The 17965-nt window shown below is 59.6% G+C and carries 16 protein-coding genes and 2 pseudogenes; 9 read left to right on the top strand and 9 right to left on the bottom strand.

What is annotated here, in order from left to right; genetic code table 11:
* Window positions 1-113 precede the first annotated feature (113 nt).
* The 5 genes and pseudogenes from ACVWXZ_RS09285 to ACVWXZ_RS09265 form a co-directional block, all read left to right on the top strand.
* Window positions 114-1016 carry a 4-hydroxybenzoate solanesyltransferase gene (locus tag ACVWXZ_RS09285; protein WP_457395192.1) on the top strand — a complete coding sequence of 301 codons (903 nt, stop codon included), beginning with the start codon at window positions 114-116 and terminating at the stop codon, window positions 1014-1016.
* Window positions 1017-1196: 180 nt separating this feature from the next.
* The gene (locus tag ACVWXZ_RS09280; RefSeq protein WP_457482424.1) at window positions 1197-2762 is read left to right on the top strand and encodes a hypothetical protein; all 1566 of its coding nucleotides are present in this window, start codon (window positions 1197-1199) and stop codon (window positions 2760-2762) included.
* Between the two features lie 136 nt (window positions 2763-2898).
* Complete coding sequence (gene cysE / locus ACVWXZ_RS09275) at window positions 2899-3690, top strand: serine O-acetyltransferase (RefSeq protein ID WP_414424610.1); 792 nt, start codon at window positions 2899-2901, stop codon at window positions 3688-3690.
* 180 nt (window positions 3691-3870) lie between these two features.
* Entirely contained in the window at window positions 3871-5604 is a 1734-nt protein-coding gene (gene purH, locus ACVWXZ_RS09270) for a bifunctional phosphoribosylaminoimidazolecarboxamide formyltransferase/IMP cyclohydrolase (RefSeq protein WP_457482423.1), read from the top strand.
* A 101-nt stretch (window positions 5605-5705) separates the two neighbouring features.
* A pseudogene (locus ACVWXZ_RS09265) lies at window positions 5706-5889 on the top strand (hypothetical protein); the annotation flags it as partial.
* Window positions 5890-5949: 60 nt separating this feature from the next.
* Here the strand turns inward: ACVWXZ_RS09265 and ACVWXZ_RS09260 are convergent.
* The 4 genes from ACVWXZ_RS09260 to ACVWXZ_RS09245 form a co-directional block, all read right to left on the bottom strand.
* Window positions 5950-6681 carry a transporter substrate-binding domain-containing protein gene (locus tag ACVWXZ_RS09260; RefSeq protein ID WP_414522463.1) on the bottom strand — a complete coding sequence of 244 codons (732 nt, stop codon included), beginning with the start codon at window positions 6679-6681 and terminating at the stop codon, window positions 5950-5952.
* A gap of 79 nt (window positions 6682-6760) precedes the next feature.
* Window positions 6761-7117, bottom strand: coding sequence for a 50S ribosomal protein L20 (gene rplT / locus ACVWXZ_RS09255; RefSeq protein ID WP_457403449.1), 357 nt, complete (start codon window positions 7115-7117; stop codon window positions 6761-6763).
* Between the two features lie 133 nt (window positions 7118-7250).
* Window positions 7251-7451, bottom strand: a complete 201-nt coding sequence (rpmI, locus tag ACVWXZ_RS09250; protein ID WP_011434387.1) for a 50S ribosomal protein L35 — start codon at window positions 7449-7451, stop codon at window positions 7251-7253.
* 128 nt (window positions 7452-7579) lie between these two features.
* On the bottom strand, window positions 7580-8812 hold the full coding sequence (locus tag ACVWXZ_RS09245) for a class I SAM-dependent methyltransferase (protein WP_457403450.1): 1233 nt from the start codon (window positions 8810-8812) through the stop codon (window positions 7580-7582).
* A 72-nt stretch (window positions 8813-8884) separates the two neighbouring features.
* Between ACVWXZ_RS09245 and glcD the strand changes: the two genes are divergently transcribed.
* The gene (glcD, locus tag ACVWXZ_RS09240; RefSeq protein ID WP_457403452.1) at window positions 8885-10396 is read left to right on the top strand and encodes a glycolate oxidase subunit GlcD; all 1512 of its coding nucleotides are present in this window, start codon (window positions 8885-8887) and stop codon (window positions 10394-10396) included.
* A gap of 61 nt (window positions 10397-10457) precedes the next feature.
* Here the strand turns inward: glcD and ACVWXZ_RS09235 are convergent, their stop codons facing one another.
* The 4 genes from ACVWXZ_RS09235 to ACVWXZ_RS09220 all read right to left on the bottom strand — a co-directional run bounded on the left by ACVWXZ_RS09235 (window position 10458) and on the right by ACVWXZ_RS09220 (window position 15416).
* Window positions 10458-12344 carry an AAA family ATPase gene (locus ACVWXZ_RS09235; RefSeq protein ID WP_011434384.1) on the bottom strand — a complete coding sequence of 629 codons (1887 nt, stop codon included), beginning with the start codon at window positions 12342-12344 and terminating at the stop codon, window positions 10458-10460.
* A gap of 426 nt (window positions 12345-12770) precedes the next feature.
* Window positions 12771-13460: a hydrogenase nickel incorporation protein HypB gene (gene hypB / locus ACVWXZ_RS09230; protein WP_414343585.1), complete on the bottom strand. Its 690-nt coding sequence runs from the start codon at window positions 13458-13460 to the stop codon at window positions 12771-12773.
* 35 nt (window positions 13461-13495) lie between these two features.
* A complete protein-coding gene (locus ACVWXZ_RS09225; protein WP_011434381.1) occupies window positions 13496-14065 on the bottom strand; it encodes a phycobiliprotein lyase in 570 nt (189 codons plus the stop codon).
* A gap of 1054 nt (window positions 14066-15119) precedes the next feature.
* A complete protein-coding gene (locus tag ACVWXZ_RS09220) occupies window positions 15120-15416 on the bottom strand; it encodes a hypothetical protein (RefSeq protein ID WP_011434379.1) in 297 nt (98 codons plus the stop codon).
* 214 nt (window positions 15417-15630) lie between these two features.
* On the opposite strand from ACVWXZ_RS09220, the gene ACVWXZ_RS09215 reads away from it, so the two are divergent.
* The 3 genes from ACVWXZ_RS09215 (at window position 15631) to ACVWXZ_RS09205 (ending at window position 17768) form a co-directional block, all read left to right on the top strand.
* Entirely contained in the window at window positions 15631-15873 is a 243-nt protein-coding gene (locus tag ACVWXZ_RS09215) for a Ycf34 family protein (RefSeq protein ID WP_011434378.1), read from the top strand.
* Between the two features lie 146 nt (window positions 15874-16019).
* Window positions 16020-17033, top strand: a complete 1014-nt coding sequence (gene hemF, locus ACVWXZ_RS09210; protein ID WP_457403460.1) for an oxygen-dependent coproporphyrinogen oxidase — start codon at window positions 16020-16022, stop codon at window positions 17031-17033.
* Window positions 17034-17072: 39 nt separating this feature from the next.
* Window positions 17073-17768, top strand: a complete 696-nt coding sequence (locus ACVWXZ_RS09205; protein ID WP_457403453.1) for an alpha/beta hydrolase — start codon at window positions 17073-17075, stop codon at window positions 17766-17768.
* On the opposite strand, the pseudogene ACVWXZ_RS09200 reads toward ACVWXZ_RS09205, so the two are convergent.
* A pseudogene (locus ACVWXZ_RS09200) lies at window positions 17714-17965 on the bottom strand (hypothetical protein); the annotation flags it as partial. The gene ACVWXZ_RS09205 and the pseudogene ACVWXZ_RS09200 sit on opposite strands and share 55 nt — an antisense overlap.

Genomic DNA, 17965 nt, shown 5'->3' with positions numbered 1-17965 from the left:
CTAATGTGGAGCCGCCCCTACCCACGCCTCATGGTGCTCTGCACCCCTCCCGCGAACGGCAACTCACGCTTTAAGGACTCCGTCCCGCTGTCGCGATTGGCCGGAAACCGGTTATGTCTGCTTCCCCTTCTGCACTCTGGGCCACTGGCGGAGCCATTCTGCGGCTGTTGCGCTGGCACAAGCCGGCAGGGCGACTGATTTTGATGATCCCGGCGCTGTGGGGAGCTTTTTTGGCCGGACGGGGAACGCCCCCTTGGCCGTTGGTCGGGATCCTGATTCTGGGCAGTTTGGCCGCCAGCGGAGCGGGCTGTGTCATCAACGATCTTTGGGATCGAGATTTGGATCCGCTGGTGGAGCGCACCCGCCATCGCCCGTTGGCCAGCCGGGAGTTGACCGTTGGCGTCGGGATCCTGATGGCGGTGGTGAGTTTGGCCTGTGCGGCAGGGCTGGCGCTGTTTCTCAACCCGGTTAGCTTTGCCCTCTGTGTGGCGGCGGTGCCGGTAATTCTGCTCTATCCAGGGGCCAAGCGGGTGTTTCCGGTGCCGCAGTTGGTGCTGGCTCTGGCGTGGGGATTTGCCGTGCTCATCAGTTGGACGGCGGTGAGCGGCCAAGATGCCAACACACCCCTGTGGGAAGAGGGGCTGGGCTGGCTGTGGCTGGCCACGGTGTTGTGGACACTGGGATTTGATACCGTCTATGCTCTTGCGGATCGGGAGGACGATGAGCGGGCCGGGATCCATTCCAGCGCCCGTTTTTTCGGGCAGCGGACGCCGACGGCGGTGGGGCTATTTTTTTTGGGCACTGCCATCGCGCTGTTGGGGGTGGGGATCAGCCTACGGTTGCATGGAGTTTATTTTGTCAGTTGGGCCATCGCCAGCGTCCTCTGGGGCCGGCAAACCTGGCAGCTCCACCAAAGGAATGCCTCTCCCACCTTGTACCTGGCCATCTTCGGCCAAAATGTGGTGCAAGGGTTTATTCTGCTGGCGGGGATGATCGGCGGGTCCCTGCTGGCCTAAAGGATCCCTTGGCCTCTCGCATGGCCAGATGCCTCTCTGAAGAACGCCTTGCCCCTCAGCCGACGCTGGGGCTGCCTCTTTGGGAAGGGATCCCGACAAATCTCCGGACTGGCAGGAATCGGCCCAGGGCCATGGGCAAACGGTAGAATGAGACGATTAATTGCAGGATCCCAGCCTCCGATGGCCCCACTGAGCAGCGGTGAGCCTCCCTATGACATTCTTATTCTCTCAAACGGCCCTGGAGAGCTGACCACCTGGGTGCGTCCGGTGGTGATGGAATTGCGCCAGCAACTGCCTCAGGCACGCCTCTCCCTGGTGCTGTCCCCCTGCCCCCATGCTTCCGGGCAAGAGATGAAGATAGCGCAAGCGTTCGTCGACGTGGATCGGGTGCAGGATCCCGATTTTTTTCTGGCTTTTTTGCTTACTGGCCAAACCGAAGAAGCCTGGGATTGGGCCAAGCGAGGGGTGGTGCTGTTTCTGGGGGGGGATCAGTTTTTTGCCGTCTGGATTGCTCGCCGCTTGCGCTATCGGCTGGTGGTCTATGCTGAGCATCAACCCCGTTGGCGGCCTTGGGTACATGCTTTCGCCGTGCGAACCGAGGCCATCAAACGCCGCTACGATGGCGGACGGCTGCTGGGCCACCCTTGGGCCCACAAGATGCACGTTGTCGGGGACTTGATGGCGGATGGCGTGGCCAGCGCTGTCTATTTGCCGGGGGTGCCGCTTTCCGGCTGGCTTGGCAGCAGATCTCCTGCCGCTGCCTCCAAACCCACGGCAGGCTTTTCTTCCCCAACCCAAGCCTTTGGCCTGCTCCAAGATGCATCTCCCAGCTCCATCGGCGAGGGGGAGCCTGTAAGAACTGCGCCAGAGAGAGTGGGGAACCGCTTCACCGATCGCGTAAGCGGGCCGGAGGCCTTTCGCGTAAGCGGGCCGGAGGCCTTTCGCGTAAGCGGGCCGGAGGCCTTTGAAGAATTGCTACCGCGCGGCTGGCAGCGTCTGAGCGATGAGAACCGCACCCACTATCAGGTGGGGCTGCTCCCAGGCTCCAAGCCAGCCAAGCTCTCCTTGGGGGTGCCATTGGTGTTGGCTGTGGCCGATGAGCTGCGACAGATGCTGCCGAATGTCCGCTTTGTGATCCCGGTGGCCCCAGGACAAACCCCCCAGTCGTTGGCAGCCTATGCCCATCCCAAGCTCAATCCCGATATGGCTTTGATCTATGGCACCTCAGCCATTCTGGAGCAGACCAATCTGGGATCCCAGTTTGTTACCCCCTTTGGCAGCACGGTGCAATTGTGGACAAGCTTCCCTGCCTATTCTGTGCTGGCCAACTGTGATCTCTGTCTGACCACCATTGGCGCCAACACCGCCGAGCTGGCCTATTTGGGGGTGCCGATGGTTGTGGTGATCCCTACCAACAAGCTGGAGGCAATGCGCGCCTGGGATGGGATTCTTGGCCTGTTGACCCGCCTTCCAGGCTTGGGCACTTGGCTGGCCCGCGCCGTCAACAGAATTGCTCTGCGTTGGCTAGGTCACTTGGCTTGGCCGAACATCTGGGCAGGGCGAGAGGTGGTGCCAGAGTTGCGGGGCCACTTGCGCCCGGTGGCCGTGGCCGCACAAATGCGAGTTCTGTTGGAAGATCCCCAGCGCCGTCAGCAAATGCAGACAGAACTGCAGCGGCTGGGGGGAAGGCCGGGAGCCGCGCAAGCCATTGGAGAACTGGTGGCTCAGCAGTTGAGTAAAGGCTAGGGCAGAAGGCAATTTGCTTGAGCTCGACCCAGTGGAGAGTTGCGCGAGGAGCTCCCTTGGCGCGATTGGAGATCTCTCCTTGCTGCCGGCAAAAAGTGCTAAAAGGGGAGTGGAGGTTCCTAAACGGAGACCATTCATGCTGACGGAGGCCGAGCAGTCGGCGGTGGAAAGCCCCAAAACGGGGGAGGGCAATTCTCTCCCTGCTGGCAAGCCGGAGCCAAAACTGGGGTTCTGGCAGCAATTTTGGGAGGATGTTGATTGTGTCTTCGATCGGGATCCGGCAGCACGCAATCGCTGGGAGGTCATCTTCACTTATCCCGGTGTGCATGCTCTGTTTTTGCACCGCATCGCCCACTGGCTGTGGAAACGGCGCTGGTTTTTCCTAGCGCGGCTGCTCAGCTTCTTGGCTCGTTCTTTCACATTGATTGAAATCCACCCGGCAGCCAAGATTGGGCGGCGCTTTTTCATTGACCACGGCTGTGGGGTGGTGATCGGTGAGACGGCAGAAATTGGCGATGATGTTACCCTCTACCACGGGGTCACCTTGGGGGGTACCTCTTGGAACAAGGGCAAACGTCATCCCACCCTGGAAAATGGGGTGATTGTCGGCACGGGGGCAAAGATTCTGGGGCCGGTTCGCATTGGGGAAAAAGCTCGTATCGGAGCCAACGCGGTCGTGATTCAGGATGTGGCTCCCGGCATGACGGTGGTCGGGATCCCAGGCCGTGCGGTCATCCCACCCCATCAACGCCGCATCCCCGCCCATGGCATTGACCTAGATCACCATCTCATGCCTGACCCGGTGGGGCGTGCAATCGAGCAGTTGCTGCACCGTATTCAAGATCTGGAGGCCCAGGTGGCCCGCCTTAACCGGGAGCGGGAACAGGCTCGGCAGGATCAGGTTAGAGGCGAAGCAGACTATTCCTGAGAGGACTCCGTCCGAGCAGCGCGAACGGGCTCTGTTCACTTTTGAACACCATTGTGCTCCGCACCGCTGATGCGAACGATATGAACCAGGTGGCTGGACAAGAGGGTCCAGCTTTCGGGGTATGCTGTGAGAGCGCTGGCCAGCTTTTTCCTCTGAATCTCTATTGGGTAACGCCGTCCGATGTCCCTTGTTGCTCCGCAACCCTGTCGCGACCAGGATTCTGTACCGTTGGCTTTGTTGAGCGTGTCCGACAAAACCGGACTGATCCCGCTGGCCCAAGCCCTTGTCCAGGATCATGGCTTTCAACTGCTCAGCAGTGGAGGAACCGCCAAGGCGCTCTCAGAAGCTGGGATCCCGGTCACCCCTGTCTCTGCCCACACTGGCGCGCCGGAAATCTTGGGGGGAAGGGTGAAGACGCTGCACCCCCGCATCCACGGCGGCATTTTGGCCCGCCTGGAATGCAGCGAAGACCGGGCAGACCTAGAGGCGCTGGGGATCCCTCCCATCCAACTGGTGGTGGTCAACTTCTACCCTTTTGAACAGACAGTGGCCCAGGCAGGAGTGTCTCTGGAGGAAGCTTTTGAGCAGATCGATATCGGCGGGCCCACTTTGGCGCGGGCGGCAGCCAAAAATTATCCCTACGTTACGGTGCTGACGGATCCCAGCCAGTACCCCCAGTATTTGCAACTGCTCTCCGGGGCCTATGGGGAAACAGAGCGGCTGGCGTTTCGCTTCCAGTGTGCTCGTCGGGCCTTTGAGCAGGTGCTGGCCTACGACCGCGCCATCGTCACCTACCTGGCTCGCCTGGAGCTAGCAGGTCCCTCCCAGTCCTCCGCAGCTGCCGCTGAAGACAGGTTTCAACTGCAAGGGATCCTGTGGCAACGCCTGCGCTACGGGGAAAATCCCCATCAAGCTGCCACTTGGTATGTGACGGATCCGGCTGCCCCCGGCTGGCACCGGGCTAAGCAGTTGCAGGGGAAGGAGCTGAGCTACAACAACCTGCTGGATCTGGAGGCGGCCCGTGCCCTGGCGGCAGAGTTAACCTTGTTACTCCGCAATGCTGATGCGACGCGGCCCACTGACGGGAAGGGCTCTGTGTCTTCTGGCTCTGCTCGGAGGGAGTTCTTGCAACCTGAACAAGCGGTGGCGGTGGTGGTTAAGCACAACAACCCCTGCGGGGTGGCCATTCGCCCATCGCCGGCTGCCGCCCTCGAGGCTGCCCTGGCTGCTGATCCAGTTTCGGCCTTTGGGGGCATCGTCGCCCTCAACCAACCCTTGGACGCAGAGACCGCCCGACGGCTGGTGGAGCCTTTTTTGGAGTGTGTGGTGGCTCCCGATTGCACTCCAGAAGCGGCTGAGCTACTGTCAGTCAAAAAGAACTTGCGGGTCTTGATCTTGCCGGACTTGTGTGTGGGGCCTGCCCAAACAATCCGCACCCTGGCCGGGGGCTTTCTGGTGCAAGACGCCGATTCACCTGTTGCTCTGCAACGCTGTCGCGACCAGGAACCGACGCAAACCGACAGCCCCCCTTCTTGGCAAGTGGTCACCCAGCGCCAGCCCACACCGGAGGAGTGGGCGGATCTGGAATTTGCCTGGATAGTCTGCAAACATGTGAAATCCAACGCCATTGTCGTCGCCAAGCAGAGGCAGACGCTCGGCGTCGGAGCCGGACAAATGAATCGGGTGGGAGCAGCGGAGATCGCTCTCCAGCAGGCGGGATCCCAAACAGCAGGAGCTGTTTTGGCCAGCGATGGCTTCTTCCCCTTTGCCGACAGCGTGGAGATGGCTGCCCAAGCAGGGATCCGCGCCATCATCCAGCCGGGGGGGAGCATCCGCGATGCCGATTCCATTGCTGCTGCCAACGCTGCCGGTATTGCCATGGTTTGCACCGGCATACGTCACTTTCTGCACTGAGCCCGCCTTTCTGCTCAAGAGAGAAATCTTCCCAAGAGAGACAAAGAGCATGACTCTAGTCAATAATAAGCTCAACTATACTGAAAATAATGTATAATATGTTCAGTACGGATTACTACCAGTTGATCTTTCTGTTTACCTTCGAGTCTGCCAACATGGTAGCCAAAGCAAAGCAGAAAATTGGTAGTAAGACGACACGGAAACTGCGCTTTGGGTATTCTACTCAAAGCTTTGCGGGATACCGCCATTCTGTTTGGAAACAAACAGAATGCTATCGCTGCATAGTTGAACAGTGATGTTCAGCAGTGTTCAGCGTAAATGTATCAGTAGGGAGTATCCTCAACTTTAGGGCAACCCCCAGGCTCTGGCCCGCTCTGCCAGCCAGCCCTCAGCCCGCAAATTCTCCAGTTCTCGGCGCACCCGCAGCCGCAATTCGGCGTGCTGCAGCCCCTTGGGCATGGCAATGCCCAGCCCCACCGTTGCCAAGGGGGATCCCAGAAATTGAAACTGTGGCTCCGCAGCGCTTTCGCGACGGGGATGCTCTGCTAGCCACCCTGCCAGCACCGAGCGATCTGCTGCCCACCCCTGCACCGCCCCTTTCAGGAGCAGTTCCGCCCCTTCTCGGTAGGAATCGACAGGCACCAACTCCACCCCTGGCAGGTATCGATTCAGCAGGGGAATGGCGCTGGAACCGCGCAAGACTGCAACGCGACCGCCCCGCAAGTCCGACCAGCTTTCCCAGTTGTGGGAACGAGCCACAACCAAGCTGGGGCCATCCTGATAGTAAGCAGAAGTGAACTCCACCTGGCGCGCCCGATCCGGGGTAATGCCGATCTGAGCAATGGCCAAATCCACCTGGCCGTCAGCCAGCACCTGCAGCCGCTCTACATTCGAGACCGGCACCAACTCCACAGCCTCTGCCGAGCCCAACAGCCGGGATCCCAGCTCACAAGCCAGCTCGATCTCAAACCCCTGCAGATCCCCTTGGGGAGTGCGAAACCCCAGCGGCCTCAAGTTGTCTTTTATGGCAACGCGCAGCCGTCCAGAATCCACAATCTCCGGCCAAGGACGAGCCACAGTAGGGATCCCTCCCCCCAGGCAGGCGAGGGCCAGAATGGCTGCCAGGAAGGACTTCTGGATAGCCGTCGGAACCTCCTCAGGAGGCGCGAGACTGGCGCGCTGCCTCCACCACCCAGGTAAAGGCCTCTGGATCCAGGAAAGCCAAGCGGGCCAACATTTTGCGGTTGAGCTGGATATTGGCTTTTTTGAGACCATCGATGAACTCGTGGTAACGCAGGCCCTGGGCACGGGTGGCCGCGTTGATGCGGGTAATCCATAGGCGACGAAAATCCCGCTTCTTGCGGCGGCGATCCCGGTAGGCGCTGCGCAAAGCCTTCATCACCTGCTGGTTGGCGGTGCGGAACAGCTTTGAACCAGCTCCCCGAAAGCCTTTGGCCAGCTTGAGGATCTTTTTGCGGCGCTTGCGGGCGACATTGCCCCGTTTGACTCTCATGGCAGTAACTCAATAGGAACTTGAACAAACTCAAACTGAAGGGTAGAAGCACTCCGTCCTGCTAACGGGATCGGAACTGCTGTCGCCAATGCCGGCCCCTGAAATCTTCTTGCCGGCGCGAGCGGGATCCCGGCTAGTGGGTGTTGGGCAACATCAGGCGCACATTGACCACATCCCGCTTGTCCACCAGGGCCACACCGGCCAATTTGCGTTTGCGCTTGCTGGTTTTGTGCTCCAGCAAGTGGTTGTGCCCGGCCCTGCGACGCATAAACTTGCCGCTGCCGGTCAGGCGGAAGCGCTTGGCTGCTGCCTTGCGGGTTTTGATTTTGGGCATGATGACAACCCCAGAATATGCGGGGCCAGAGCTAAAGGTCACAGCTTTCTAGGATAAGCCATAGAAGAACAAGAGGGCAAATGCCAAGGTTCGTCCCGCTGAGGCAAGGGAAAGGGGTCGAGAAACTCTCAGGAGACTGAGTTTTGAGGCTCCAGCAGCAGCACTTGCCAGCGCAGCAAGCGTTGCAGTTGCTCAAAGCTCAGGGGGCACTCTAGGCCAGCCTGGATCTCTTGGACGGTGCGGATCCCGTCCACCTGTTGGAGAAAGGCGAAGGCTTCTTCGCTCAGGGAGATGGCTTCGTAAGCGTAGTTGAAAATGCTCCGCCCCGGCCACAGGCCCAGACAGGGGCTGAGGTGGGCAATGGCTGATGCTACACTTTCCGGGCTTGTCCATTCCCAGCAGCGGATGGGGGGCTTGCCGAGAAACAGCTCGTAGTGGGCTACCACCGGATCCAGCAGCTCGATCAGGCGATAGCGTTCCGGTTCCGGCAGCTGAGCCGCCTGAGCCAGCAGGGCCTCGTCTTGGCCCAACACCCGTTCCAGCCGCCAAAACTCCGGGTTGGAAAAGCGCAGAAACTGCAGTCCGGAAGCCCGGATTAATTCAAACAGAGTCTCGATGGTGTAGTCCACTTCCTGGGGGTGCAGGTACATATCGGCGAAGCATTCGTCGTCCACGTTCTCGATGGCCCAGCGGGCCCGTTCTTGCTGCTGGATGCGGTTGGTTTCCGGCAAGATCTCGAAAAGGCGGCGGCCCACCTGGAGACCCCTCTGCAATTGCTCCGCCGAGGCAAGGGTCTGGTGTTCAGAACCCGTTACCAGCAGGCGGATGGCCTTTTGCATGAGGCGGATTTCGTGGCGGCCCAGCTCACCATACACAAACAGGTGCAAGAGCCCGCCGGGAGCCAATTTGCCGGCCAAAGCCTGCAGCCCCGCTAGCGGATCGGGCAGGTGGTGGAGCACGCCCACGCAGTTGATGAAGTCAAACTGCCCCGGCAGCTGGTCGATGTCGTAGACGTTGAGCTGGCGAAACTGCACCGGCGGTGCCTGGGAAGCCCGACAACGGGCCTCGGCAATCTCCAGGGCGCGGCTGCTCAGATCAAAGGCCCAAATTTCTGCGTTGGGGTTTTGGTGGGCAATGTATTCTGTTCCCACTCCCGAGCCACAGCCCGCATCCAGAATGCGCACCTTGCGCCGACCCGGATGGGATCCCGTACAAAAGGCATGGGCCTGGGGCCAACTCCAGCGCCAATTCCACCCCGGCGGGGGAACAGTGCCGACGGGCTGCGGGGGGAAAGGGTAGAGCTCGTAGAGCTGCCGCACTTGGTTGAGGATTTGTTCGGCGCTGGGGGAGTTGGGCTGCATGGACTATCTGTTGGAGCCAGCAAGACTATAGTGACAATATCCCCCTCCCAAACTCCTGCTGAGCCTACTGTTATGAAAGTGCTTCGCACTGCCAGCGCAAAAACTTCTTCTCATCCTCTGCAAACCGGCCTCACCTTCGACTGGATTAGGCTGACGGCTGAGCTCAAAAAGATTTTGGATCCCCAGCGGGTGATCAGCAAGCCGGAGGAGCTGCTGGTTTACGAATGCGATGGGCTGGTCAGCTACCGGCAAAGGCCGGCGCTGGTGGTGCTGCCCCGCACAACAGAAGAGGTAGCGCAGGCGGTGAAGCTGTGCAGCCGCTACCAGGTGCCCTTCGTGGCGCGGGGATCCGGTACGGGCCTCTCAGGGGGAGCCCTGCCGGTGGAAAATAGCGTCGTCATCGCCACCACCCTGATGAAGCAGATCCTGGAAATCGACCTGGACAACCGCTGCATGGTGGTGCAGCCGGGGGTTATTAACACTTGGATTACCCAGGCCGTGGCCGCCCAAGGCTACTTTTATGCGCCGGATCCCTCTAGCCAGTCGGTTTGCTCCATCGGAGGTAATGTGGCGGAGAACTCCGGCGGTGTCCACTGCCTCAAGTACGGCGTAACAGCCAACCACATTCTCGGCCTGACGGTGGTGCTGCCGGATGGGGAGGTGGTGTGCTGGGGAGGCAAGATCCCGGAGATGCCCGGCTACGACTGGGTGGGGCTGTTTGTGGGATCCGAGGGCACCCTGGGCATTGCCACCGAGATTACCCTGCGCTTGCTCAAGGCCCCGGCTCAAGTGCAGGTTTTGCTGGCAGACTTTGACAGTGTGGAAGCGGCGGGATCCACCGTCTCCGACATCATTGCTGCCGGGATCATCCCCGCCGGCCTGGAGATTATGGACAACTTCAGCATCAATGCCGTGGAGGATGTGGTGCAGTTGGGCTACTATCCGCGGGATGCGGCGGCCATTTTGTTGGTGGAGGTGGATGGGCTGGAACTGGAGGTGGAAGAAGCCAGCCAACAGGTGAGGGCGCTGTGCTTCAAAAATGGGGCGCGACAGGTGCAAGTCGCATCCGACCCGGAAGAGCGGGCGCGGGTGTGGAAAGGACGTAAGGCAGCATTTGCCGCCATGGGCAAGCTCAGCCCCAACTACTATGTCCAGGATGGGGTGATCCCCCGCAGCCAGCTAGCCTTTGTCTTGAAGGAAATCGAGCGCCTCAGCCGTGAGTACGGTTATCCGGTGGCCAATGTGTTTCACGCCGGCGATGGCAATCTGCATCCCCTGATCCTCTACGACGAGTCAGTGCCGGGATCCCTGGAGCAGGTGGAGAAACTGGGGGGCGAAATCCTCAAGCTCTGCGTGCGCTTGGGGGGCAGCATCTCCGGCGAACATGGCATCGGGGCAGACAAACGCTGCTACATGCCGGAAATGTTTACGCCTGCGGATCTGGAGAGCATGCAATGGGTGCGGCAGGTGTTCGACCCCCAGCACATCGCCAACCCCGGCAAGATCTTTCCCACCCCCCGCACCTGCGGTGAGTCAGCCCACGCCCACAGCCAACCAGAATGGCAAGGGATCCCAGTCTTTTGATTTTGAAAGTTTGAAGGTGCTCCGAGCCGCTGGCGTGATGGGAATAGCCCTCAGGCTGGGATCAGCCGGCTTGGCGTTGCTGCTGCAGCTCGGCAAAGGCTCGACAGAAGTCTTCCTGTTGGATGACCAGGGTTTTGGCATCCACCGTCTCGGAAGTGGCGCGGTGGCGGCGGATGGCGGCAATGGCGGCGCGGTTGCTGAGCAGGGCCAGGTCGGCACCACTCCAACCTTCGGTCTGCTCGGCCCACCCCTGTAAGTCCACATCAGGCCCTAGGGGACGCTTGCGGTTGTGAACGGCCAAAATTTCCCGTCGCCCGCTGCGATCCGGCAGCTCCACGCTCAGGTGCAGCTCCAACCTGCCGGCCCGGGTGAGGGCGGGATCCAAACTGGCTTTGCGGTTGGTGGCGGCCACCACCAACACCCCCTGGCTGGGGCGGATCCCGTCCAGCTCTGCCAGCAGCTGCCCCAGAACGCGGTCGCTGACCCCACTATCCCCGGAGTAGCTTCCCCGCGCCGGGGCGAGGGTGTCGATCTCGTCGATGAAGATGACACAGGGGGCGCATTGGCGGGCGCGGGCAAAAAGTTCCCGTACCGCCTGCTCGGAGGATCCCACCCATTTGCTCAAGAGCTCCGGGCCGGAGACGGCAATGAAGTTAGCCTTGGCCTGGGAAGCGATGGCTTTGGCCAACAGGGTTTTGCCAGTGCCAGGGGGGCCGCTGAGGAGGATGCCCTTGGGCGCTTGGGCCTGAGCCTGCTCGTACAACTCAGGGTGCAGCAGGGATCCCTCGATGGCCTCTTGCAAAATCTGCTTGGCGTGCTCCAGGCCGCCAATTTGATCCCAGCTCACCTGCGGGGATTCAATCTCCACCGAGCGCAGCACCGCCGGCTTCACCTGTTGCAGAGCCTGTTGAAAATCCGCTGCGGTTACCGTCAGGGACTCGGGGATGGGGGATCCCAAATCGGGCACCTGCCGCCGCAAAGCCGCATAGGCTGCTGCCTGGCACAGGCCCCGCAGATCTGCCCCCACAAAGCCCAGCGTCTGATCCGCCAGGCTGTCCAGATCCACATCCTCCGCCAAGGGCATGCCGCGGGTGTGGATGGCCAGGATCTCCCGCCGCCCCTCCCGGTCCGGCACCTTGAAGATCACCTCCCGATCAAAGCGCCCCGGTCGCCGCAGAGCCGGATCCAGAGCCTCGGGCCGGTTGGTGGCTGCCAGCACCACGATCCCCTTTTGGGCCACAAACCCGTCCATCAGCCCCAGCATCTGGGCCACCAGGCGTTTTTCCACCTCCCCCTCGACAGTGGCGCGGTTGGGCACTAGGGCATCGATTTCGTCAATAAACACCAGACAGGGAGCCGATTTGGCTGCCTTTTCAAACAGTTGCCGCAGGCGCGCCTCCGCCTCGCCGTAGTACTTGCCGATCAGCTCCGGGCCGACAATGGCGATGTAGTTCACCCCCAGGCTCTCGGCCAGGGCGCGGGCCGTCAGGGTTTTGCCGGTGCCGGGGGGGCCTACCAACAACACGCCGCGGGGCGGATCCAACCCCAGCTTGGCCAGCAGATCGGGCCGCTTGAGGGGGATCTCCACCATCTCCCGCAGCGCTTGGAGCTGTTCCCTCAGTCCCCCCACATCCTTGAGGCGTGGCCCAGCCCAAGACTCTGGGCGGTCGGCAGAAGTTGCTGGCGGGTCGGGCACAGCGGCCTTGGACGGTTCCTGGAAGCGAACCGCAGACATCACTTGGGGCTCGCTGCTCCAGGGGGGATCCCCCGTTTGGGCAGGGCTGCGGCGGCGGGGGATGGAGCCGGAAGGGGGAATAGAACTGCCCAGAGGACGGGCCTGGATGCGGACTTCGGTTCGCAGCTCTCCACTTTGCTTTTTCTCGTCCAGCTTCTGAGCCAGCTCGATCAACTGCTCAATGCCCTGTACAAAGTCACTTAAATTGGCCATAGCCGGGATTTTCCATCCACACAAGTTATCTGCAAATTGACCCGCCAGAGGTGCTAACTCATCCCCTGCCTGGCCAGCTCAGGTGAGGAGAGCATGACTCTAGTCAATAATAAGCTCAACTATACTGAAAATAATGTATAATATGTTCAGTACGGATTACTACCAGTTGATCTTTCTGTTTACTTTCGAGTCTGCCAACATGGTAGCCAAAGCAAAGCAGAAAATTGGTAGTAAGACGACACGGAAACTGCGCTTTGGGTATTCTACTCAAAGCTTTGCGGGATACCGCCATTCTGTTTGGACTCCGTCCCGCTAACGCGAATGGAAACAAACAGAATGCTATCGCTGCATAGTTGAACAGTGATGTTCAGCAGTGTTCAGCGTAAATGTATCAGTTCCACGGCTAGATGCTCAGTATGATACCCTTCACTGCGGCTGCCGTCGGTGTTGGGCCAGGAGAATCTGCTCTCGGATCCAGCCCAGCCAGGGCTCCAGCCCGTCACCCGTCTTGGCAGAAAGACAAAAAATCGGCACAGAAGGGTTGATCTCGCGGATATTGGCCTGGATCCGATCCAAATCCACCTCCAACACAGGAACCAGATCCACTTTGGTGATCAGCAGACAATCCGCCTCTCGAAACATGATTGGGTACTTGAGAGGCTTGTCTTCCCCTTCTGTGACGCTGAGCAGTGCTACCTTGGCGTGTTCCCCCACCTCAAACTCCGCCGGGCAGACCAAGTTGCCGACATTTTCCACCAGCAGCAAATCCAGTTGTTGGGGATCCAGCAGTGCTTCCAATTGCTGCAAGCCCCCGGCCACCATGGCCGCATCCAAATGACAGGCCCGCCCCGTGTTGATGGCAATCACCGGGATCCCGTAGCGACGCAACCGCTCCGCGTCCAGTTGGGTCGTCATGTCTCCCTCGATCACCGCCAGGCGCAGCGAGCCAGCAAGAGCGACCACGGTTTTCTCCAGCAAAGACGTCTTACCCGCCCCCGGCGCGCTCATGAGGTTCAGACAGGTTACTCCCCAGGCATCAAAATGCTCCCGGTTGTGGTCGGCCTGGTGTTGATTGGCGTGGAGCAGGTTAATCCCCAGATCCAAGACTTGGTGCATGGCACAACCCGTGTTGCGGTTGAGGAGAAAACGCTCTAGCTGCGGAAAGAGCTGGATTCGGCCACCGTAGGGGTGGGAGAAGGGCCGACGGAGAGTTTACGCACCTCGGAGCAGAAAGAAGCCATGCTGAAGCCACCGAACCGCTTGACAGTGCTGGCCCGCAGGCGCAAGTTGGGGCTGGCAAACCAAATGCGCTCTTCCGACTCAGTCATCTCATACTGGGTGTAAAGGGTAAGGGCGCCATCGGATCCCATGACATAGGTACCGGCCACCGGTACTTTCTCAGCGTAGCCCTGATCCCGCAGCAACTGCCCGCGCATGGGATCGGTCTCATCGGGGATAGGTACCAGCACCACGTCTCCCTTGTACTCTTCGTTGTCCCACTCCTGCTCGCCATCCCACCGCACCCGCGCTGCTCCCACAGCTCGTCGGGGATCCACCCTGAACAACTCGCAAACCCGGATGACTGCTGGATCGGTTGCCGCAAGGGTGGCAATTTGTAGCCGCGACCTCCCACCCTCAGAGCGGCGAAAAGCCAAGTGATGGCTGGTGCGTTGGCACATCCACTCCCCAGCACTGAGGGCGAAAAACTCCATTACGGTCATCATGGCCGACGCGGATCCTCATCGATGGAACAGGGTTTGCCGATCTTAGCTTGCAGAGCAACTCAACGATTTAGCTAACGGTGGTGCGGGGGCAATCAGTCCTGCGCTCTACCCGCAGGGTAAGCACCGGGATACAGGGATCCCCACCATACCCCTGAGCGAAATCTGTAGCAAAACCTACTTATGCTGGTGTAACCTACAAGCACCGGATTGATCCAGATGCCTCCCAACAAGCCGCTCGCGTCAGCGGGACGGAGGCCTTGCTGTTGGCGTGGCTGGAGATTGGCCAGGACGTATACAACTACACTTTGCCGGAAATCAACGAGTGGATAGCATCTTGCTCTTGGCCGGTGGACAGGGGTTCCTGGGTGCAGGAGTCCATCCTGTCTGCCGATGCACCGTTCCCTGGGATTAGACTTGTTTTGCAAGCTGGCAGTAGCCAGGGAGGCTGGGGAAGGGAAACTGCCTGTTCAGTCGGTCTGTCGGGGGTTGTAGACCCAGACAAGTGGCGTGGGGCAGGAATGCCCGACCGCGAGGTAAGGACTCCGTCCTGCTGACGGGAAGGGTGGCCCGCGCTCTGTCCACAGGACGAGCGCCGGGAGGATGTCACCATACTCCCCTGCCCAAAGGCAGAGGATTCTGGCTCTTGGTTCCAAGACAGCACTTGCCGTATCGGGTTGCCCCTTTACGACAGCGGTGCCCATCTCCCCAAGCGGGGCAGTTCCCTTCTGCCCTAAGTACCGTTGAAGAGAAAGGGCAAAACCTATTTAGGTTGCTTGCGTAGTCGCCGGGCTACCGGGTTTTTTAAGTGGTTGACTACTCTACTACTGGTCTAGAGTACAGCACAAAAGCTGCCGTGAACGGCAGGGCTTTAGACCCAATTCTTTGGTAAAACAATTGCCAATAAAATGCCAATAAAAGGCTACCCGCTTGCTCGCCTTGCAGGGGCCAACTCAAGCGCTAGACCAAGAGAGCCAAGGTTTTTTTAACTCAGCACAGGTGTCTTTGGGGCAAGGGATCCATCCGACAAGCGCCAACCGACTGCCAGTTGTTTCTAACTGACGGCCACGGGCGACTTAGCGGCAGCAGCAGCGCGATTTTCCTCTTCCTCAGGAGGGACAACGGCAAACTCGATGTGATTGAGCAGGGTGGTCACGAAGGCGAAGAGCAGGAAAGGCAGGGAGATCACCAAAATCAGAGCAATGGTGAGAAAAGCGTAGAGGGGGCTATTCATCAGGGAGAGGGCAGCGGCCAAGCTGGCAAAGATGACAATCAGCCAAACGATGATCTGGCCGTAGATATCTCCAAAGGAGAGGGTGCAGGTGAAGCGGTAGCGGGTGTGGGTGTTCATGGCAGTTCCTCTGGATAGCCTGGATGGTTCGATCCTAAGGACAGATCAAGCCCCATCCTGAGAAATATGTCGAGATTTTAGACGAGAGACGAGGAGATGCCTCTCTTTGCTAAGAAATATCTCAAGAATCGGCTGAGAAAGAGGGGATCCGCCGTCTGGAAGGAGGCAGGATGCTACCCTCAAGATTGGGAACCGTTTCTTGCAGGCAGCAGCCATGTGTATTTGTATTCACTGCTACTACGTGGATCGCTGTACCACCTACCATGCCGTGGAAGCGCAGCATCAGCAACCTCATCTCACACTGACGCCGGATTTTGAGCCGCAGGGCCCCCAGATCAATGTCAATATCCGCAATGGGGGCACCGAGATGGAATGGGATGTGGTGGGCTGCCAGAGCTTTCGCGAGGAACGGAACAAGTGGGCGCGACTTCGTCCCTATGAGGCGGTTCCCACGTAAGATCCAAGAGCGGCCTGGATTTCCAGGGAGTTTCTTGCCCGGCCAGGTTAGAACTCTTCAGTTTGGCAGTTCGGCTCTCCCAGTCTGAGAGGTTTGATGGGGGCTGGAGAGGTTTTTGTCGAGTTTCGAGAGATTGGAAGACTATGATGCTGGCCTCAAGCCCTACAGCGCTGCCAGTGGATGCCCGTCAACAGGTGAGCCAATTCATGCAGCGCCTACAAGATGACATCTGTGCCCGTCTGGAGGCCCTAGACGGAAAAGCCAAGTTTCGGGAAGACCGTTGGGAACGCCCTGGAGGAGGGGGCGGGCGCTCGCGGGTCATTCAGCAGGGAGACGTGTTTGAGCAGGGGGGAGTCAATTTTTCCGAGGTGTTCGGATCCCATCTGCCCCCTTCGATTCTGAAACAGCGTCCAGAAGCGGCAGGGCATCCTTTCTACGCCACAGGCACCTCTATGGTGTTGCATCCTCGCAACCCCTATGTGCCGACGGTACACCTGAACTATCGCTATTTCGAGGCGGGGCCGGTTTGGTGGTTTGGGGGCGGGATGGATCTCACCCCCTATTACCTGTTTGAGGAGGATGCGGCCCATTTTCACCGCACCCTCAAGGCAGCCTGTGACCGCTTGGATCCCGTCTACTACCCAGTTTTCAAGATCTGGTGCGATCGCTACTTTTTCCTACCTCATCGCGGCGAGGCGCGCGGCGTTGGCGGCATTTTCTTCGACTATCAGGATGAACGCCCTGGGCTGCTCTATCGGCCTGAAGGCCAGGCGGAAGGGGATCCCGAACAACTGGCTTCTGAGCCACCATCGTTACAGGTGCGGGTGGGATCCCGCAGTTGGGAACATCTTTTCGAGTTGGTGCAAGCCTGTGGCGAAGCCTTCTTGCCGGCCTATGCGCCGATTGTGGAGCGGCGGCAGGGGATGGAATGGGGAGAGCGAGAACGGCAATTCCAGCTCTATCGTCGCGGGCGTTACGTGGAGTTCAACTTGGTCTATGACCGCGGCACGATCTTTGGACTCCAGACCCAGGGCCGCACCGAGTCGATCTTGATGTCTTTGCCGCCATTGGTGCGCTGGGAATATGGCTACGAGCCGCAACCGGACACGTGGGAAGCCAAGCTCCATCAGGTGCTTCGCCAGCCCCAGGATTGGGCGTAGGCCGGCCATACCTTGTCTCCGCCTTTGAGGATCCGCTGCGTGCCTTCTTCTTTGCCCCTCACCTACCGCTTTCAGCCGCCTCGACAGGTCGGCTTGGGATCCGCACCTGTGTTGGTGATGCTGCACGGGATCGGCAGCCACGAGGGGGATTTGTTCCAGTTGGCCCCCTATCTGGATCCCCGGTTGGCGGTGATTAGCTTGAGAGCCCCTATTCCTTGGAGTGTGGGCGGGTTTGCCTGGTTTGAAATGGCCTGGACGCCAGAAGGGCTGGTGGGGGATCCCCAGCAAGCGCGCAATAGCCTCAAGCTCCTGAGCCGCTTTCTGGAACAGGCGCTGCCCAATGGGATCCCGGATATTGCCTTGGATCCCAGGCAGGTGTATTTGCTGGGGTTTAGCCAGGGGGCGATCATGAGCCTGTACTTGGCTCTGACCCAGCCGGAGAAGCTGGCGGGGGTGGTGGCAATGAGTGGGCGCCTATCTCCAGAGATCCTGGCCGAGGCGGTGGAGCCGGAGCGGATGAAACACCTGGCCATCCTGGTGGTTCATGGCACTGCTGATGCTGTTTTGCCGATTGCTTTTGGCCGCCAGATCAGGGATTATTTTGCCCCGCTGCCACTGAACTTCACCTATCGCGAGTACGAGATGGGCCATGAAGTTTCCCCGGAGAGCCTGCGGGATATTCAGGTGTGGTTGCAAAACCTGTTGGATAGGAGAGATTCGGAAGTGAAAACGTAAACTACCCGACTCCGACCGCTAAAGCGGTACGGAGCGGGCTTTCGGTAGCCCTGCAGTTGGCAAGCCAACCACGAACCTCTAGGCTGGTTTACAGCAGCCCCAAAAAGCGCAATCACATTCGCACCATTCAAATCCGCATCCCCTTCCCATCCACAGTGTCCACACTTAAACTTCTTTCCACTGCGGTAGGATTGCGC

It is taken from the genome of Thermostichus sp. MS-CIW-38, assembly GCF_054058415.1.
This window is presented reverse-complemented; position numbering and strand designations above follow the sequence as displayed.